Here is a 16,707-nt window from a genome sequence, read left to right on the forward strand (position 1 = left end):
GATAGCTGATTGGTCGCACAGTTTCAGTTCCACCCCTGACATTAGAAATAGTAACACCTTCTATTTTAGTAAACGCTTACATATAGAACAATCTAAATTTTGTTTATTTGGATAAATAAGTAATTTTATGAGAGGGTATAGGAGCAGAGATAAGGGATTGCTGATAGATGATCTTGCAGAAAAGGCTAGAGAAGCGGCTTGGACTGACTATCCAATACGGAATCATGAGAAACGAAATTGCAGTGTGAACGTAAATAGAGACATGGACATCATTCTCTCTACAGGTCGGTATCGGCTAAAGGGTAGCCTGAATACGGGTATTAGAAGGTATCTGGAGTGATATTCAGCTTAGGTGGAACGTTGGTCTTATATAGGGACAGTCAAAGGTCCAACTAGATCCCCGACCTGAGTCTAGGATGAAAAACCGTCCACGGTCTGTTTTGAAAAGTCGCGGAATCCCCTAGAATAAGGACATAAGGTTAAACAAGAAACACGGAAACAAAAAAACAAGAAACAAACGAACAAATGACTCAACACATTAAAACGAACGAATGGAAAGGGCGGTGAACAACAATTATGAGATTGAATAAGGGAAATGGCTGGGCGATTGTATTGATTGCGCTGGGTGCACTACTCCTCTTCGGAAAGTTAACTCCACTTCTTGGACACTTAATGGGTTATCTGATTCCGGTCCTGATGATTGCACTGGGATACTACGGAGTTAAACGAGGGAATGTGATGCTTGGCTGGATTGTTCTCATCATCGGTATCATCTCACTGATGGGTAAACTGGCATGGTTGATCGGACCGATCATCGCGATCGGGTTAATCATCTTTGGTATCTCAATGCTAAGCAATAACCGCAGTCGTCGTGGTCGGTACTAAGCTTTCACGATTATGAAAAGGAGGGACAGAACATAATGAGTGTATTTCGTCGAATGCGGGATATTACCGTAGCCAATCTGAACGAACATTTGGAGCAAAGTCAGGACCCAGTCAAACTGATTGATCAGTTCCTGGTCTCGACCCGCCAAGACATCGGTGAAGCCGAGAAACTTCGTCATCAATATGCAAGCCATACCAGACAAATGAAACAACAAGCCGATCAGGCAGCAGGTATGGTGAACAAACGGGAAGAACAGGCTTCCATGGCTCTGAAAGCAGGGGAAGAACATCTCGCTAAGCTGGCCTTGCAGGAGAAAATCCTCCACGAGGAAAAAATGGAACAGTACAATGAATTGTATGCACAAAGTTATGCGGCATTACAGGAGCTGGATGAACAGATCGACCAGCTGAAGGTTGAATATCAGAATGTATATAGCAAACGCCAATATTACTACGCTCGTATGCAGACGATTCAGTTACAACAACGTATGAACCAGAGAGGCAATCACAACGGTCAGAATGTACCCCGTATGTTTAACCGACTGGATGATCAAGTCTCTGATCTCGAATATGAAGCACAAAGTCTCCGCGATATCCGGCGGATGAGTCAAGATGGTTCAGGAGTGACTGGCAGCATGTCATCCTCTACGCTGGATAAGGAACTGGAACGCTTAAGACAGAAATTGAACAATGACAGAAAGGAGTAGTCACATGAGTAAATTATACCGCTCGGCGCGTAATCGAATGCTAACAGGTTTGATCGGCGGCATTTCTGAAAATCTCGGATTGAGTACCACGCTGCTACGTATCATTTTCTTCATCAGTATTTTCGCTACGGGAGGTACATCATTGTTGATCTACTTCATCGCTGCATTGGTGGTACCCAAGGAATCCAATCACGTTGATCCATATGCTTATGATTCCAACGTAAGAGGATACAAGTAAACGAAAGGAGCAAGCACATGAGCAAATTATACCGCTCAACACGTGACCGGATGTTAACCGGCTTGTGCGGCGGAATTTCCGAAACCATCGGAATGGATTCCACCCTGCTGCGTATCATCTTTGTTATCAGTATCTTCGTAACTGGCGGCACGTCGTTGTTAATATACTTTATTGCAGCACTGGTGGTACCAAAAGAACCGTATCCGCCTTATGATCCATATGGCTACGGTCCGGGCCCAGGCCCTGGTCCTGGCAGAGGATACAACAACTATGATCATCAGCCACCAAGAGGTCCTTTTCAAAATAATCACAACCAACAAGGTCCTGGTAACTTCGGTCCCGGCCCTGGATTCAACGGCAGACCTCAATCTGGTCCCCGTTCTTATGACAACAACGCCTACGGAGCAGGTGCACCACAAGAAAGTGAACTTGACTCCATGATGAAAGATATCGAGAAAAAAGCACTGAAAAAAGAAGTTGAAGAGCTTCGCCAAAAATTATCTCGTTACGAGAAGGGAGAAAAGTAAAATGGGAGTATTTAAACGGATTAAGGATATGACGAAAGCATCGGTAAATGATATGTTGGATAAAGTAGAGGACCCGATTGTAATGTTGAACCAGTACTTGCGTGATATGGAGGCTGAGATTCATGAGGCAGAGGTAACAGTTGCCAAACAAATGGCGAATGAACGTCGTATGAAACAACGTTTGGATGAAGCAGAGCGTACTTCGGTACAACGTGAGTCCCAAGCAGAAGCTGCTCTGGCCAACGGTCAGGAAGAAGTAGCACGCAAATTGCTGGAAGAGAAAATCTACTTTGATCAAAAAATTACGGAGTACAGCGAACTGCATGCACAGTCCGAAGCACAAGCAAAAGATCTGTTGCAACAGTTGCATGATATGAAAGATGAGTTCTACAAAATGCGTAACAAACGTAATGAACTTGTATCCCGTGCACAAATGGCAAAAGCTAAAAAGCAAATGTCTTCCATCAACAGCTTGCATTCGATCGAAAGTGGCGGCGCATCCCTTGGATTCCACCGCATGGAAGAGAAAATCATGCAGCTGGAAGCTGAAGCTGACGTAGCTCGTGCACCTTATCGCAACACATCATCCACGTACACGAATCCTGTAGATGTGGAAAAACAATTCAAAGTGGATCAGCAATTACAAGCCCTCAAAAACAAAATGGGCAATGGTTCCAAGAATGAAGCGAACGGAACTTCAAAAGAATAACTGTTCGCTTAGTGGACAATATGATATTCTATAAATCGTGTATAATGTACGGTTGGTAGAACAAAAGTTAAGCCATACAGGACTTCAGTGCCTGATATGGCTTTTCCGTTGAATAAAGAGAGATTAACTTACAGAGGAGGTGCGGCGGGGATGAATCAAAAGAGTAAATGGCTTGCAGTTGTCATTATGATTATTGGCACAATGATGTTATTGAATGACAATATTAACTTCCTGACCGCTGCCGCACTGATTCTGTTAACGGTTGGAATGCTTCAAGTCCGCAATGGGGATACCCGCAAAGGTCATCGGTATCTTGGCATTGGTGCGGCACTGTTATTGCTGGATAATTTAATGATTGTATTTTTGATTGTACTTGCTTCTTTAGCTTACTTTTATTCGAAAAACAAAAAGATTCATCTGGACGAAGGCGTTATGAAGAAACAGAATTTCATGGCTCGTTACTACTGGGATCAATCATCCTGGACGTTACGTAGTATGAGTCTGTGGCATGCCATAGGTGAGGTTAACGCCGATCTATCTCTTTCGATTCCGGAGGAGAAACAAACGATTGTGCTGCTGCAAGGAGTTATGGGTAATGTTCGCCTTACGCTACCAGAAGATTATGGTGTGGAGATTGAAGCATCGGTTCTTTTTGGCCGGATTAATCTTCTTGGAGAACAAGATAGCGGCATGATGAACAAATTAGTATGGAGAACGCCTGGATATGAATCCAGTGAACATAAAGCAAAATTTGTCATTTCTTATATTGTTGGCGACCTAAGCATCAGTAATCCGTAGTAAAATAGATGAAGAGAAGGAGGAGACCCCGATGAAGACAAAACGACATACCGACATGGTAACCCGAAGTATGGGTGAAGGGATCCTCCTGGTTTTCATTGTGCTCGCTGTTATTTTGTATGTATTGTTTACATATGGTTATCTTGCTCCGTTTGCAGGCTGGCGGCATCTGATTCAATCGGGTCTGGCTCTATTGCTACTTCTCATTGGGATTGGTGCGGTCTTTGGGTTCTATCAGAGTTACCGGGTTAAACGCCGGCTCGAACTGCTGCGGGAAACGCTTCTACTGTGGGAGAAGGGCTCTCTATCACGCACTGTACCTGATCTGGGCGATGATGATGTGGGTCGTCTAAGTGAGCAACTCGGACGAATCGGCAAAAAGTGGGAAGATCAGGTATCTTCGCTCCAGCGATTGTCTACTCATAATGCACAGCTTGCTGAACAATCCAGAATTACGGCTATTGTGGAAGAGCGGCAACGTTTGGCACGGGAACTGCATGATGCGGTATCGCAGCAATTGTTCGCGATATCCATGACAGCAACAGCCGTTGGACGGAAGATGGAGAAGGATTTTGAACGTGCTCAGCGGCAGGTGGCTTTGATTGAGGAAATGGCTTCGGTAGCTCAGTCCGAGATGCGTGCGTTACTGTTACATCTGCGGCCAGTTTATCTGGAGGGTAAACATCTCGAACAGGGTCTGCGTGATCTGGTGATGGAACTGAAAACAAAAGTACCTATGGACATTGTGCTCGAAATGGACGAAGACATTGAACTGATCAAAGGCATCGAGAATCATCTGTTTCGAATCGTTCAGGAGGCTATGTCCAATACGTTACGACATGCAAAAGCGGAAAAAATGGAGATACGGATCCAGCGACGTACTGATGCGATCCGGGTATTGATTCGTGATGATGGGCAAGGCTTCGATCTGGATGAGAACAAACAGGCTTCCTACGGTCTGGCTAACATGCGTGAACGTGTTACGGAGATTGGTGGAGCCATACAATTTGTAACAGCGCCTGGTAAGGGAACGCGGATTGAGATTACGATACCTTTGATGAACGATGAAAGTGAGGAAGAACATGTCAATGGAACCGGAAGTCGAAACGGAGACGGAAACGTCGATCAAAGTATTGCTCGTGGATGATCATGAGATGGTACGTATTGGTCTTGCAGCGGTACTGGATACCGAAGATGGAATTGAAGTTGTTGGTGAAGCTGGTAGTGGAGAGGAAGGCATTCGGCTTGCACAGGAGTATAAGCCTGATGTTGTTCTGATGGACCTGGTTATGGAAGGCATGGATGGCATTGAGGCTACTCGTCAGGTACTTAAAATGTATCCGGAGTGCAAAGTCATCGTATTGACCAGTTACCTGGATGATGAAAAAATGTATCCTGTCATTGAAGCAGGCGCATTCAGTTATCTGTTGAAAACATCAAGAGCCAATGAAGTGGCAGATGCGATTCGCGCAGCAGCTCGCGGGCAATCCGTTCTGGAGTCACAGGTGGCTTCCAAAATGATGAATCGATTCCGACAGCCACAGGCAGCAGCTCCTTTGCATGATGAATTGACGGACCGTGAAATGGATGTGCTCCGGTTGCTGGCTAAAGGCAAATCGAATCAGGACATCGCTGATGATCTGATCATCGGTATCAAAACAGTCAAGTTCCATGTCACCAATTTACTGGCCAAATTGGGCGTAGACGACCGTACACAGGCCGCCATCTATGCTTATAAAAACGGACTTGCAGAGTAAGCAAAATTATTATGTATCATAATCAAGCAAAAGAACCGTACTTTTAATGTGCGGAAGTTATAGATAAGAGTTCAATTTATATAGAAAAGTATGAATGGAAAGCTCTGATCTGCCATGCAAGTGGCGGGTGGGGCTTTTTTTGCTGTGTTCAGAAGAAGTATGGCTAATGTGGGAATGGGGCATGCTGTTGATAGATTCATAGAATACAAGAATGAACGGGGGATTCAAATGTTAAATCGTTGGATGACAGCAGGTATGCTAGCAATGGCTATCATTATTCTTATCGGTGTAACACAGGTATACGCAGAGAAGAACGAACCCAAAGCAGCCCAACTGGAACAGTTAATCGATACGGCTGACAGCGTGATTGATAATGTGGATCGTCTAGTTATCAAATGGCAAGGAGAAGGCCGGGGAGATGCACAAGCGCAGGCCGTATTACTGGCTAGTCACTTGGGGCTGGAACAACCAGTACGGGCACGCCAGACGGGCCATGATGTGTATCGCAGTGAGATGGTTGTCAATGAGGCTGCTGGAGAAGCAGGTATGTTGGTCAATGTCGTTGAGACAGAAGACAACGGCTACTACGCCATCGTACAAATTTCAGGGGATGCACACACGGATCGGAAGGCAATAATGACAGTACATGAACAGGTGGATCAACTGCTTGTAGACTCAGGGATGAAGGCAAGCTGGAATATGTCTGTGCAAGGTACGGCAGCTACTGCTATTAGACGTGATGCGAGTCAGCAGTTGGCACTGATCGAGAAACACTTGTCTGGTAATGTGGATATCGCCTCCGTTGAACGTTATACGGATGTAGCCAGCGCAAGTGTCTCTTATGAGGCGGCTGAGCTGCCCCTGTCGATCAAGAGTGGCTCGCATATGTTGAATATGCAACTCGCAGTTCACCAGGTTGGAGACGAGGTCGATAATCGAATTACAGTGGGATTTCCGGTGATTACGATTGAATATTAAGGAATGAATTTTTCATGAATTGGGACCAAATGTTGAGAATCTTTATCAGAAAAATGAGTTTGAAATAGTGCATCCATTCAGTTGATATGCTAAAATGGCATCACATCCAAGAAGGAACTTGCTGGTAATTGACAGTTGTATGTCGTGCATATATAACACCATTACATAGCTCGGGGAGAGCGTGAAGGTTATCTTCCCGGAAGAAAGAGGAGCCCATGGTTGAAAAACAATTGCAAGATGAAGTACAGACACCAGGTGCAGTATTTTTCATTTTTGGAGCAACGGGTGATTTGGCCCGCCGGAAGTTGTTTCCGGCTATCTACAGTCTTTACCGTGAAGGCAAGCTTGCCAAAGACTTTGCGGTTATTGGCGTAGCACGTCGTCCGAGGTCCCCAGAAGAATTCCGGGAAGACATCTATGAATCCATTAAAGAGTTCTGCCGTTATCCAGCGGGGGAACCTGATGAGTGGAACGCTTTTGTCGATCATTTTGAATACAAAGCACTGGATATCAATAATGTGGAAGGATTCAAAGAGCTGCGTGCGCAGACGGAGCATCTGGAATCAAAGTTTAACACGCCGGGGAATCGGCTGTTCTATCTGGCACTGGCACCTGAGCTGTTTGGCAGTGTCTCGTACAGTTTGCGGGACGGTGGTATGTTGGAAAGTCAGGGGTGGAACCGTTTGGTTATCGAAAAACCATTTGGTTATGATCTGCAATCGGCCGAACAACTGAATGAGCAGATTCGTGAAGTATTCCGTGAAGAGGAAATCTATCGGATTGATCATTATCTGGGTAAGGAAATGGTGCAAAATATCGAAGTGATCCGCTTCGGAAATGCTTTTTTTGAACCGCTCTGGAACAACAAACATATTGCCAACGTTCAGATTACGCTTGGTGAAACGGTAGGAGTGGAAGAACGTGGCGGTTATTATGATCACTCCGGAGCACTCCGTGATATGGGGCAAAACCATATGCTTCAGATGCTGACGATGATTGCGATGGAACCGCCAAGTCGCCTATTCCCGGAAGACATTCGGGATGAGAAGGTGAAGGTATTACGTTCATTGCGGGCATTCACTTCAGACGAAGAAGTCAGCAACAACGTTGTGCGAGGGCAGTATGCTGAAGGAGAGTACCGTGGCAAGCAGCTTCCCGGTTACCGCCAGGAAGACAAGGTTGATCCGCAGTCGAATACGGAAACTTATTTTGCAGCACGTGTATTCGTGGATAATTTCCGCTGGGCAGGGGTGCCATTCTACATTCGGACTGGCAAGCGTCTACCGGTAAAAACGACCGAGATCGTAGTTGAGTTCAAGTCGATGCCAAACAACGTGTACCTTGGGAAAAAGTATAAGCTCGAACCGAACCTGCTGGTTATTCGGGTGAATCCGATGGAAGGCATATATATCAAAATTAATGCCAAGAAACCAGGATCGGATTCCGAGATTCAGCCGCTCGCGATGGATTTCTGTCAGAGCTGCATGATTGGAATCAACTCGCCTGAAGCGTATGAACGTCTGCTGCACGATGCAGCAGAGGGGGATTCTACGTACTTTACCCGTTGGGATGAAGTGGCAACAGCCTGGTCTTTTGTGGATCGGATCGCAGCAGCCTGGGGACAGAATCAGGGGGAACTTCATACGTACCCTGCTGGAACATGGGGGCCAGAAGCGACAGATAAGCTGCTGGAGCAGGACGGATTCCACTGGTGGCCGGTGAATGGTCAGGACGAGGACAGCGTGATCTGGCAAGTGAACGGTTAAGTTAAGGGAACTAACAACATAAACAACATGACTGAGCCTGGGGACTTCGCAATTTTGCGGTGTCCCCAGGCTTTTTAGCGGGTAAAAGGGAGGTATCCATCATAAGGAAATAAGTAATTTAAATTAAGTTGTTGACAAAAAGTAAGTATGTAACTTATACTCAACACATGAGTTAAAGAGTTACGCAAATGACAAACTTCATTCGGGCAAACGTTTCGGATAAGTTATCATTCATGAGATAAAATGTAAACCAGTTGAAGGGGTTTGCGTCACAGAGAATCATGAAAAAAATGTGCATAATATCTTTAATCTGAGAATACTATTTTGTATATATTGAATGGAGGAAAAAGAAAATGATGTTGGATGTAGGGTTGTTGTTGATTCGTTTGGTGATTGGATTGTCGTTCATGGCGCACGGGGCTCAAAAGCTGTTTGGTTGGTTCGGAGGTTACGGAATCAAGGGTACAGGCGGCTGGTTTGAGTCGATGGGCATGAAGCCAGGTGCATTGGTGGCTCTACTGGCTGGACTCGCGGAATTCGGTGGCGGTCTGTTACTGGCTCTGGGTCTGCTTACACCGGTAGGTGGCATTCTGATTGCATTGACGATGGTCATTGCCATTGTGAAAGTCCATGGAGCAAACGGATACTGGTCCACACAGAACGGATTTGAATATAATCTCGCGATTCTGGTGATTGGTGTAGCGCTAGCCCTGACAGGTGGCGGACAATACGCGCTGGATGCATTAATTTTCTAAAACACAATAACATGAAATAAATGAGGAGTGCCTGGATGCCATGATTATGGCAGAAGGGTGCTTTTTTTTGCAAGTGAAAAGAGAAGAATCTGCGGTAGTAATCGGTTATTTTCGGTACAGATTATGGTACAATAGGAGAGTTGGGTTAAGAAGCAGTTCACGGTATGGATGAAAGCACAGATTTTGAGGAGGATGAACTCCATTGTAAATGTGTAAAATTAATCTAGTGTATGAATACCTCAATGCAAAATGACCAGTGTACAATCAACCGGCCTCGCCGGATTGCATAAAGATTGAATGATGGACCGGCTATGCCGGATTAACGTGAATGAACGGACGAAAGGGATTAAACCTATGAGCAAAGCTGCAAATGATATTCTTCAACAGGAAGTGGACAAACGCCGGACGTTTGCCATTATCTCTCACCCGGATGCGGGTAAAACTACATTAACCGAGAAACTGTTGCTGTTCGGGGGCGCAATTCGCCTTGCGGGAACGGTAAAAGCTCGGAAAGCCAGCAAACACGCAACAAGTGACTGGATGGAAATTGAGAAACAACGGGGGATCTCGGTTACCTCTTCCGTAATGCAATTTGATTACCTGAACCATCGCGTTAACATTCTGGATACACCGGGTCACCAGGATTTCAGTGAAGATACGTATCGTACACTGACGGCTGCCGACAGCGCGGTGATGTTGATTGACGTAGCGAAGGGTGTCGAGGCACAGACGATTAAGTTGTTCCAGGTTTGTGCGAAACGTGGTATTCCAATCTTTACGTTTATCAACAAACTCGACCGTGAGGGTAAAAGTCCATTTGACCTGATGGAAGAACTTGAAAATGTACTGGGTATTCGTTCCGTTCCGATACTGAACTGGCCTATTGGTACAGGTCGCGAACTATGCGGTGTATATGACCGGATGAAAAATCAGGTGGAGTTGTTCCAAGGGGACGATCACTCGATAATTAAAGTTCAGAAAGTAAACGGTTATACAGATCCAATTATCCGTGAGATGGCAGGAGAATATCTGCATGATCAGTTAATTCAGGATCTGGAGCTTTTGGACGTTGCGGGAGATCCGTTTGATATGGAGAAAGTTCAACGCGGCGAATTGACGCCTATTTTCTTCGGTAGTGCGATTAACAATTTTGGTGTGCAGACCTTCCTGGAGAACTTCCTGGAACTGGCACCGAAGCCTGAACCACGTCGCAGTACGGCAGGAGAAATCCAGCCAACGAATGAGAAATTCAGTGGGTATGTGTTCAAGATTCAAGCGAACATGAACCCGGCACACCGGGATCGTATTGCGTTCCTGCGTATTGTGTCAGGCAAATTCCAACGTGGAATGAGTGTGAAGCATACCCGTGTAGGTAAAGAGATCAAGTTGTCACAGCCACAGCAATTCCTGGCACAAGACCGGGATATTGTTGAAGAGGCATATGCCGGTGATATTATCGGTTTGTTCGATCCGGGAATCTTCCGGATTGGCGATTCACTGAGCCAAGGCAGCGAGGTTGTCTTTGAGGAGTTGCCAACGTTCTCGCCAGAGATTTTCGCCAAAGTTACCGTAAAAAATGCATTGAAACATAAACAGTACCAAAAAGGCATTGACCAGTTGACGGAGGAAGGAACCATTCAGGTGTTCCAGACGGCAAGTTTCGACGAGACGATTCTCGGCGTAATTGGTCAACTTCAATTCGAGGTATTTGAATACCGGATGAAAGGCGAGTATGGGGTAGACGTGCAATTGCAGCGCATGCCTTATCAGTTCGCTCGCTGGATCGTGGACGAGAATCTGGACCCAAGCAAATTTCGGATTAACTCTGCACTTGTAAAAGATAAAAAAGGGAATTATGTGGTGCTCTTCGAAAATGAGTACGCAATGAGAACGGCTATGGATAAAAATCCAACAGCTCAATTCCTGGAGACTGCGCCTTAAGTTAAGACAGAAGTATTTCGTGGGAATTGTTAAAAGGTTAGTTAAACGCGACAAGTTCATGTGATGAGATAGAGCTTGTTAAAAATAAGATCCCTCCGCCAATTGTGGCGGAGGGATCTATTGCTATACACCTTACCTGGAGGCGGGTATGATCCAGCCGAATAAGGGAAAGCTTTCTTTTGCAGACAGAACAAACGGTTTGATGGTTACCTTGCCCTCCAATGCTTCGATTAGCGAAGCGGTTGAACGGGAATGGTGTGCAGATGCTCCTGCGCGATTTGAATGAGTTCTTCCTGCTTGGCAGGTTCTGTGTTCTTCCAGATCATCTCGAAAATGGCGCCAAGTCCAGGCAAAGCAGCTTCCGGTCCATCTACTGAACCTTCAATCATCTCCCGGAGCTGATCATCACTCTTGTCATGAACTTTATGAATCAATCGCTTCACGCAGGCTTAATGTAATGGGCATCGCAATTCCCTCCTCGTATATTCGGCTGCTCTAATACTGTTCCCTGGGAAGCGCTAGCGCATTCAAGTTTATCAGGCTTTGTGGTATACTACGAAGGATTATTTACGTTAGCATGGGTATTCCTAATGATGCGTCATGCTGAAGTGCAGCGGGAGGTTAAGACTCTAATGGCCAAGAAACAATATGCTGTAATTGGCATGGGACGGTTCGGATCAAGTGTTGCCAATGCATTGAGCGGTATGGGATTCGACGTGCTGGCAATTGATGCGGACGAGCAGAGGACTCAGGAAATGTCCAATGTGGTGACCCATGCGGTATCGGCAGATTCAACAGATGAAGAAGCGCTGCGTGCGCTTGGCATACGGAATTTCGACGTTGTCGTTGTGGCGATTGGTGAAGATATACAGGCGAGCATTCTGACAACCCTGATATTGAAAGATATGGGTGTACCCGTTCTGATCGTAAAAGCTCAAAATGAGCTTCATGGTAAGGTATTGCAGAAGATTGGGGCGGATAAAGTCATCTATCCTGAGCGGGATATGGGACTGCGCGTAGCCCATCATCTGACCTCGCCTAATATACTGGATTACATCGAGTTATCTGAGGATTACAGCATTTTGGAGATGAGAGCCTCCGAGCAAATGATCGGCAAAAACCTGATGGAATTAAACATCCGTGCACGTTTTGGTTGTAACGTGATGGCGATCCGCAGTGGGAATTCGATGAACATCTCGCCGTACGCGGAGGACCGGATCGAAGCTGGAGATGTGCTGATCATTGTAGGTCACAAGGATCATTTGACGAAAATGGAGCTTGCGTATCCGAAGTGATGGATGCAGATGGGAAGGATGGAAAGATGGATATTGTATCACCGCAAAATACACGTGTAAAAGAATGGGCACAGTTGCTGGAGAAAAAGCATCGTACCCGTCAACATAAATATATCATTGAGGGCATTCATCTGGTCCAGGAAGCATTGCGCGCTGGAGCGGATCTGGATTGTATTGTGTACGACGGAGAGCAAGGCGTACCTAGCGAACTGGCCGGGCTTGAGAATCCGCTAAAGCGTGTGGAGTGGGTTAGTGTATCTCCTGCGGTTATCGCCAAATGTACGGATACGATGACGCCACAGCCTGTATTCGCGATTGTGCGTAAAGGCAGTGAGCCACTGGAAAGCCTAATTACCGGAGCACGGGGGCTTGTTGTGGTGCTGGACGGAGTGCAAGACCCGGGTAATGTGGGGACAATCATCCGTAGTGCGGATGCCGCTGGGGCCGCTGGGGTTGTACTTGGCGCGGGCAGTGCTGATGTATATAACCCGAAGACGATTCGCTCGACGATGGGGTCATTGTTTCATTTGCCCATTGTGGAGGGGCAGTTGGAATCGGTGCTTTCCGAAGCGAAGGCTGCGGGCGTGAAGCTGGTTAGTACTTCTTTGCAGGCAGAGCATTCATGTTATAGTTATGATTTTACGCAGTCGGTATGGCTTGTGATTGGTAACGAAGGCAAAGGCATCTCGGATGCTACGGCACGTTTGGTGGATGATGCAATTACGATCCCGATGCAGGGACAGGCAGAGTCGCTTAACGCGGCAATGGCGGCAACGATTTTGCTGTTTGAGGCGATGAGACAGCGGATATTTAACTAACTAATAATTCCTGTCCAATTTCAAATTAACTGACCCTAACTAAAATTAACTTTCCCCAAACCACCAAAGGCTGGAACCTGGTTGCCGCTTTTCCCAACCATTTTTCCAGTCTTTTTGTCTTTCTCTTTGAAGCACCACAGCAGGGATTTTCCATTCAAATCCCGAATAGGTGATATAGTTTCTATTTCTTAAGCTGATGGGCAGGTGTTCATTTTGGAAATGAATAATGGAAAAGGAAACACTCACTTTAGGGAATTTATGACTTGGGCTGGGGAAAAGGGCTGGGACATAATGAGTAAATCCGGTTCGCAGTCACATTTAAACAGCGGCATTACTTCAAGATATAAAGGACTTCCAGATGAATATTTAGAATTTCTAAATGTAGTTGAAAAATGCGTTGCACCGGATGAGCAAACTTGGTTTATTTGTGAGGCTGAGTTCAACAATAGCACGGAGACCGCATTCCAATGGAATGAATTTGAAATGCTTAGTTTGGAGGCAGCAGAGAGCGATTCTATTTGGCAGTCGGAGATAACGGCTTGGTGGGATCATCACTTGCCGATTGTAATGTCTGTGGAAGATGGATATTCCTTCTATGCCATTGACTTAACAACCGACAATGGGGCTATTGTCCGTGGATGTGAGCCTGAATTTGAAGAGGTTGAAAAGGTATCCGATTCGTTTGGAGAATTTCTGGCATGGATGATGTCGAATTCAGATTAGCGTAGCTAGGAAAGGTTGATGTTTAGTGGTGGAAGGAAAATATGTGAAGTCATCACTTTCGTAAACGAGGCCGGGGTAAGGCGTGTTCGCCTAATGCTGATTGCCCTGATGGTTATACTTGTGGCCAGCGGTTTGACATTAGATTGTTCAATGAAAGAACTTATGAAACGATATAGGAATTCTTAACTTATGATATAAAAATGGTTTATATAGCGTGATTTTATTCTCATTTAAGTATGTTTCAAGCACATTTGCTACATATAAAATAATTCTTTACTGTTCGTTCTAGAAATGATATGCTAACAGCAAGTTAGTTCTAACTGTTTTTTTTGCATAATAAAGAACGATCGTTCTCGAAACTGAAATTACACTAATCTAAAGAATAAGAGGGAGAGAATGAGATGAAATACACAGTGATTACGGGAGCAAGTTCAGGGATTGGATATGAAACGGCATTGGCATTTGCAGCACGGAGCAAACACTTGATTTTGGTAGCTAGAAGATTAGATAAGCTTGAAGAGCTTAAATCGACTATTCAGGGTATCGATCCTAAAGTAAATGTTATCGTTCACACAAGTGACCTGTCTGTTACCGCAGAGGCTTACGAACTGTATAACGATTTGAAAGAATATGAGATTGAGACTTGGATTAATAATGCCGGGCTTGGAGAAGGCTCGTTCATTGCTGATCAGAATTTGGATAAAGTGGAGACCATGCTGCGTGTAAACATTGAATCCTTGACCATTCTATCTACACTGTATGTGCGAGATTATGCGAATGTCGAGGGTACTCAATTGATTAACGTCTCATCCGCACTTGGATATGCCATTGCTGTAGGCAGTGTAGCTTATTCTGCATCGAAATACTACGTTAGTGCCTTCACAGAAGGTCTTGCAAAAGAACTGGAACTGAAGGGTGCAAAACTAAAAGCGAAGGTGCTTGCACCAGCGATCACGGAAACAGAATTTGTACAAAAATCAATAGATGCTGAAGGATTTGATTACAAAGCGAATATGTCCAAATATCATACTGCTAAAGAAATGGCAGGCTTCATGATCGATCTGTATGACCACAACGAAGTGGTTGTAGGGATTGTAGATCAGAACTATGATTTTCAGTTGACAGGTGCGATCTACCCGGTGATTTCAGAATTGAATTAATACACAAGAATCCAGAGGATACATTTACAAAATCTCAAATAAGAAGAGGAGTACATCCAATTGAAAAAGATATGGAGTAAAACAAAGGTTGGCAACATGGAATTGCCTCATCGACTTGCGATGGCCCCTATGACACGCAGTCGAGCACAAGAAGATGGTACACCTGGAGAGTTGGCGGCACTTTATTATGCTCAGCGTGCAACGATGGGACTTCTGATTACGGAAGGAACACAACCTTCCGACGATGGACAGGGTTACTTATGGTCACCGGGCATTTATACCGACAAGCATATTAATGGATGGAAAAAGGTAACGGATAGGGTGCATGAAGCTGGCGGATATGTGTACATCCAATTAATGCATGCGGGTCGCATGTCACATCCGGACAATACCCCGCATCATCGTCAACCGGTTGCTCCATCAGCAATCGCACCGGGGTGTAGAAATGTTTACGGCTACAGGGATGCATGATATCCCCGTTCCCCGTGAATTGAGTCAGGAGGATATTCAAACGACCATCTCCGATTTCCGAAAAGCAGCTGCCGCAGCGATCGAAGCAGGGGCGGATGGCGTTGAGATTCATGGGGCCAACGGATACTTGATCAATCAATTCTTGGGAGAGAAAATAAGCAAAGGAAGAGGATAAATGATGAGAGCAGTTCAAATACAGAAATACTCCAAAAAAATCCAAGTGGAACTTAATAATATTGAGATACCTCAGATCCAGAGCCGTGAGGTCCTTGTCAAAGTGAAAGCTGCGGGTGTAAATCCACTGGATATCTTGAATATGAATGGCAGTGTTCGAATGATTGCCGACTATAAGTTACCTTTAACTCTAGGGAATGAACTATCGGGTGTCATTGAAGCCGTTGGTGATGATGTTTTGAATTTTAAAGTGGGTGATAAGGTGTATACCAGGTTGCCACTGAATAAAATTGGTGCTTTTGCTGAATATGCAGCTGTACATGAGGATGCCTTATCCATTATGCCTGAAAATCTATCTTTTATCGAAGCTGCGGCGGTACCCCTTACTGCCCTGACCGCCTATCAAGCATTGCATGATGTACTCCGAGCTGAACCGAATAAAAAGTTGTTTATTCCTGGCGGAACCGGTGGATTTGGTGCAATGGCCATCCCGATTGCCAAGTCCATGGGATTAACGGTTATCACTAGTGGCAGTGAAAGGGGCAGAGAACGTAGTTTATCCATTGGAGCAGATCAATTCATTGATTATAAGACCGAGCAGTATGCTGATATTCTGTCCGATATCGATTATGTCATTGATACCTTGGGTGCGGATGAGATCAAAGCTGAACTGAGCATTTTGAAACCACAGGGGAAATTAGTCTCTTTGAAGGCAGGACCCAATTATCGCTTTGCAGTGGACAGTCAATTCCCGTTGTGGAAAAGAGCATTGTTTGGTCTCGTAGGTGCACGCTTGGATTCAATGGCACGTAAGACTGATACTGAATACCGTTTTTTATTTGTACACTCCAGTGGGATTCAATTGCAAGAAATCACAGCTCTTGTAGAAAAAGAAGACATTAAACCTTCGATCGATTCTACGTATACGTTTGAGGACATTGAAAAGGCATTGATTAAAGTATCAACGGGTCACTCCCAGGGCAAAGTCATTCTTACCTTTTAAAG

The 16,707-nt window shown here is 45.2% G+C and carries 19 protein-coding genes and 1 pseudogene; 19 read left to right on the forward strand and 1 reads right to left on the reverse strand.

Translation table 11 applies throughout. The annotated features are described in order from the left end of the window. The first annotated feature begins 576 nt into the window (after nucleotides 1-576). The 12 genes from QF049_RS28270 (at nucleotide 577) to QF049_RS28325 (ending at nucleotide 11,061) form a co-directional block, all read left to right on the forward strand. A complete protein-coding gene (locus QF049_RS28270; RefSeq protein ID WP_017692311.1) occupies nucleotides 577-885 on the forward strand; it encodes a LiaF transmembrane domain-containing protein in 309 nt (102 codons plus the stop codon). A gap of 35 nt (nucleotides 886-920) precedes the next feature. Continuing rightward, on the forward strand, nucleotides 921-1,592 hold the full coding sequence (locus tag QF049_RS28275) for a PspA/IM30 family protein (protein WP_091037978.1): 672 nt from the start codon (nucleotides 921-923) through the stop codon (nucleotides 1,590-1,592). Nucleotides 1,593-1,596: 4 nt separating this feature from the next. Further along, the gene (locus QF049_RS28280; RefSeq protein ID WP_017692313.1) at nucleotides 1,597-1,830 is read left to right on the forward strand and encodes a PspC domain-containing protein; all 234 of its coding nucleotides are present in this window, start codon (nucleotides 1,597-1,599) and stop codon (nucleotides 1,828-1,830) included. Between the two features lie 17 nt (nucleotides 1,831-1,847). Then, nucleotides 1,848-2,357, forward strand: a complete 510-nt coding sequence (locus QF049_RS28285; RefSeq protein WP_264935287.1) for a PspC domain-containing protein — start codon at nucleotides 1,848-1,850, stop codon at nucleotides 2,355-2,357. A 1-nt stretch (nucleotide 2,358) separates the two neighbouring features. Further along, on the forward strand, nucleotides 2,359-3,066 hold the full coding sequence (locus QF049_RS28290) for a PspA/IM30 family protein (RefSeq protein ID WP_124117409.1): 708 nt from the start codon (nucleotides 2,359-2,361) through the stop codon (nucleotides 3,064-3,066). A gap of 150 nt (nucleotides 3,067-3,216) precedes the next feature. Beyond that, complete coding sequence (gene liaF, locus QF049_RS28295; RefSeq protein ID WP_091020935.1) at nucleotides 3,217-3,864, forward strand: cell wall-active antibiotics response protein LiaF; 648 nt, start codon at nucleotides 3,217-3,219, stop codon at nucleotides 3,862-3,864. Between the two features lie 31 nt (nucleotides 3,865-3,895). Then, the gene (locus QF049_RS28300; RefSeq protein WP_307542206.1) at nucleotides 3,896-5,011 is read left to right on the forward strand and encodes a sensor histidine kinase; all 1,116 of its coding nucleotides are present in this window, start codon (nucleotides 3,896-3,898) and stop codon (nucleotides 5,009-5,011) included. Then, nucleotides 4,953-5,621: a response regulator transcription factor gene (locus tag QF049_RS28305; RefSeq protein WP_091020933.1), complete on the forward strand. Its 669-nt coding sequence runs from the start codon at nucleotides 4,953-4,955 to the stop codon at nucleotides 5,619-5,621. The genes QF049_RS28300 and QF049_RS28305 overlap by 59 nt, the downstream gene beginning before the upstream one ends. Before the next feature lie 228 nt (nucleotides 5,622-5,849). Then, nucleotides 5,850-6,599 (forward strand): YwmB family TATA-box binding protein, encoded by a 750-nt coding sequence (locus QF049_RS28310; protein ID WP_307542207.1) that lies wholly within the window; start codon nucleotides 5,850-5,852, stop codon nucleotides 6,597-6,599. A gap of 215 nt (nucleotides 6,600-6,814) precedes the next feature. Beyond that, nucleotides 6,815-8,365 (forward strand): glucose-6-phosphate dehydrogenase, encoded by a 1,551-nt coding sequence (gene zwf / locus QF049_RS28315; RefSeq protein ID WP_307542209.1) that lies wholly within the window; start codon nucleotides 6,815-6,817, stop codon nucleotides 8,363-8,365. A gap of 356 nt (nucleotides 8,366-8,721) precedes the next feature. After that, nucleotides 8,722-9,120: a DoxX family protein gene (locus tag QF049_RS28320; RefSeq protein ID WP_024634146.1), complete on the forward strand. Its 399-nt coding sequence runs from the start codon at nucleotides 8,722-8,724 to the stop codon at nucleotides 9,118-9,120. A 354-nt stretch (nucleotides 9,121-9,474) separates the two neighbouring features. Beyond that, nucleotides 9,475-11,061: a peptide chain release factor 3 gene (locus QF049_RS28325; protein WP_307542212.1), complete on the forward strand. Its 1,587-nt coding sequence runs from the start codon at nucleotides 9,475-9,477 to the stop codon at nucleotides 11,059-11,061. 230 nt (nucleotides 11,062-11,291) lie between these two features. Here the strand turns inward: QF049_RS28325 and sspI are convergent. Beyond that, nucleotides 11,292-11,526: pseudogene (gene sspI / locus QF049_RS28330) on the reverse strand (small acid-soluble spore protein SspI). Nucleotides 11,527-11,654: 128 nt separating this feature from the next. Here sspI and QF049_RS28335 point away from each other — a divergent pair. From QF049_RS28335 to QF049_RS28365, 7 genes are all read left to right on the forward strand, one after another. Continuing rightward, complete coding sequence (locus QF049_RS28335; RefSeq protein ID WP_076211287.1) at nucleotides 11,655-12,356, forward strand: potassium channel family protein; 702 nt, start codon at nucleotides 11,655-11,657, stop codon at nucleotides 12,354-12,356. Nucleotides 12,357-12,382: 26 nt separating this feature from the next. Next, nucleotides 12,383-13,174, forward strand: coding sequence for a TrmH family RNA methyltransferase (locus tag QF049_RS28340; RefSeq protein ID WP_307542213.1), 792 nt, complete (start codon nucleotides 12,383-12,385; stop codon nucleotides 13,172-13,174). Nucleotides 13,175-13,393: 219 nt separating this feature from the next. Then, nucleotides 13,394-13,897 carry an SMI1/KNR4 family protein gene (locus tag QF049_RS28345; RefSeq protein ID WP_307543456.1) on the forward strand — a complete coding sequence of 168 codons (504 nt, stop codon included), beginning with the start codon at nucleotides 13,394-13,396 and terminating at the stop codon, nucleotides 13,895-13,897. 401 nt (nucleotides 13,898-14,298) lie between these two features. After that, entirely contained in the window at nucleotides 14,299-15,057 is a 759-nt protein-coding gene (locus QF049_RS28350) for an SDR family NAD(P)-dependent oxidoreductase (RefSeq protein WP_307542215.1), read from the forward strand. A 60-nt stretch (nucleotides 15,058-15,117) separates the two neighbouring features. Continuing rightward, the gene (locus QF049_RS28355; RefSeq protein ID WP_307542216.1) at nucleotides 15,118-15,528 is read left to right on the forward strand and encodes an oxidoreductase; all 411 of its coding nucleotides are present in this window, start codon (nucleotides 15,118-15,120) and stop codon (nucleotides 15,526-15,528) included. Further along, entirely contained in the window at nucleotides 15,503-15,703 is a 201-nt protein-coding gene (locus tag QF049_RS28360; RefSeq protein ID WP_307542218.1) for an oxidoreductase, read from the forward strand. The genes QF049_RS28355 and QF049_RS28360 overlap by 26 nt, the downstream gene beginning before the upstream one ends. A gap of 3 nt (nucleotides 15,704-15,706) precedes the next feature. After that, nucleotides 15,707-16,705, forward strand: coding sequence for an NADP-dependent oxidoreductase (locus QF049_RS28365; protein ID WP_307543458.1), 999 nt, complete (start codon nucleotides 15,707-15,709; stop codon nucleotides 16,703-16,705). Nucleotides 16,706-16,707 lie beyond the last annotated feature (2 nt).

The organism is Paenibacillus sp. W4I10 (assembly GCF_030816325.1).
Classification (GTDB): domain Bacteria; phylum Bacillota; class Bacilli; order Paenibacillales; family Paenibacillaceae; genus Paenibacillus; species Paenibacillus amylolyticus_B.

Excerpts from the sequence above, each read along its gene's own strand:
- QF049_RS28270 (WP_017692311.1), top strand. The coding sequence starts at position 577 with ATGAGATTGAATAAGGGAAATGGCTGGGCGATTGTATTGATTGCGCTG.
- QF049_RS28275 (WP_091037978.1), top strand. The coding sequence starts at position 921 with ATGAGTGTATTTCGTCGAATGCGGGATATTACCGTAGCCAATCTGAAC.
- QF049_RS28280 (WP_017692313.1), top strand. The coding sequence starts at position 1,597 with ATGAGTAAATTATACCGCTCGGCGCGTAATCGAATGCTAACAGGTTTG.
- QF049_RS28285 (WP_264935287.1), top strand. The coding sequence starts at position 1,848 with ATGAGCAAATTATACCGCTCAACACGTGACCGGATGTTAACCGGCTTG.
- QF049_RS28290 (WP_124117409.1), top strand. The coding sequence starts at position 2,359 with ATGGGAGTATTTAAACGGATTAAGGATATGACGAAAGCATCGGTAAAT.
- liaF (WP_091020935.1), top strand. The coding sequence starts at position 3,217 with ATGAATCAAAAGAGTAAATGGCTTGCAGTTGTCATTATGATTATTGGC.
- QF049_RS28300 (WP_307542206.1), top strand. The coding sequence starts at position 3,896 with ATGAAGACAAAACGACATACCGACATGGTAACCCGAAGTATGGGTGAA.
- QF049_RS28305 (WP_091020933.1), top strand. The coding sequence starts at position 4,953 with ATGGAACCGGAAGTCGAAACGGAGACGGAAACGTCGATCAAAGTATTG.
- QF049_RS28310 (WP_307542207.1), top strand. The coding sequence starts at position 5,850 with ATGTTAAATCGTTGGATGACAGCAGGTATGCTAGCAATGGCTATCATT.
- zwf (WP_307542209.1), top strand. The coding sequence starts at position 6,815 with ATGGTTGAAAAACAATTGCAAGATGAAGTACAGACACCAGGTGCAGTA.
- QF049_RS28320 (WP_024634146.1), top strand. The coding sequence starts at position 8,722 with ATGTTGGATGTAGGGTTGTTGTTGATTCGTTTGGTGATTGGATTGTCG.
- QF049_RS28325 (WP_307542212.1), top strand. The coding sequence starts at position 9,475 with ATGAGCAAAGCTGCAAATGATATTCTTCAACAGGAAGTGGACAAACGC.
- QF049_RS28335 (WP_076211287.1), top strand. The coding sequence starts at position 11,655 with ATGCGTCATGCTGAAGTGCAGCGGGAGGTTAAGACTCTAATGGCCAAG.
- QF049_RS28340 (WP_307542213.1), top strand. The coding sequence starts at position 12,383 with ATGGATATTGTATCACCGCAAAATACACGTGTAAAAGAATGGGCACAG.
- QF049_RS28345 (WP_307543456.1), top strand. The coding sequence starts at position 13,394 with ATGAATAATGGAAAAGGAAACACTCACTTTAGGGAATTTATGACTTGG.
- QF049_RS28350 (WP_307542215.1), top strand. The coding sequence starts at position 14,299 with ATGAAATACACAGTGATTACGGGAGCAAGTTCAGGGATTGGATATGAA.
- QF049_RS28360 (WP_307542218.1), top strand. The coding sequence starts at position 15,503 with ATGTTTACGGCTACAGGGATGCATGATATCCCCGTTCCCCGTGAATTG.
- QF049_RS28365 (WP_307543458.1), top strand. The coding sequence starts at position 15,707 with ATGAGAGCAGTTCAAATACAGAAATACTCCAAAAAAATCCAAGTGGAA.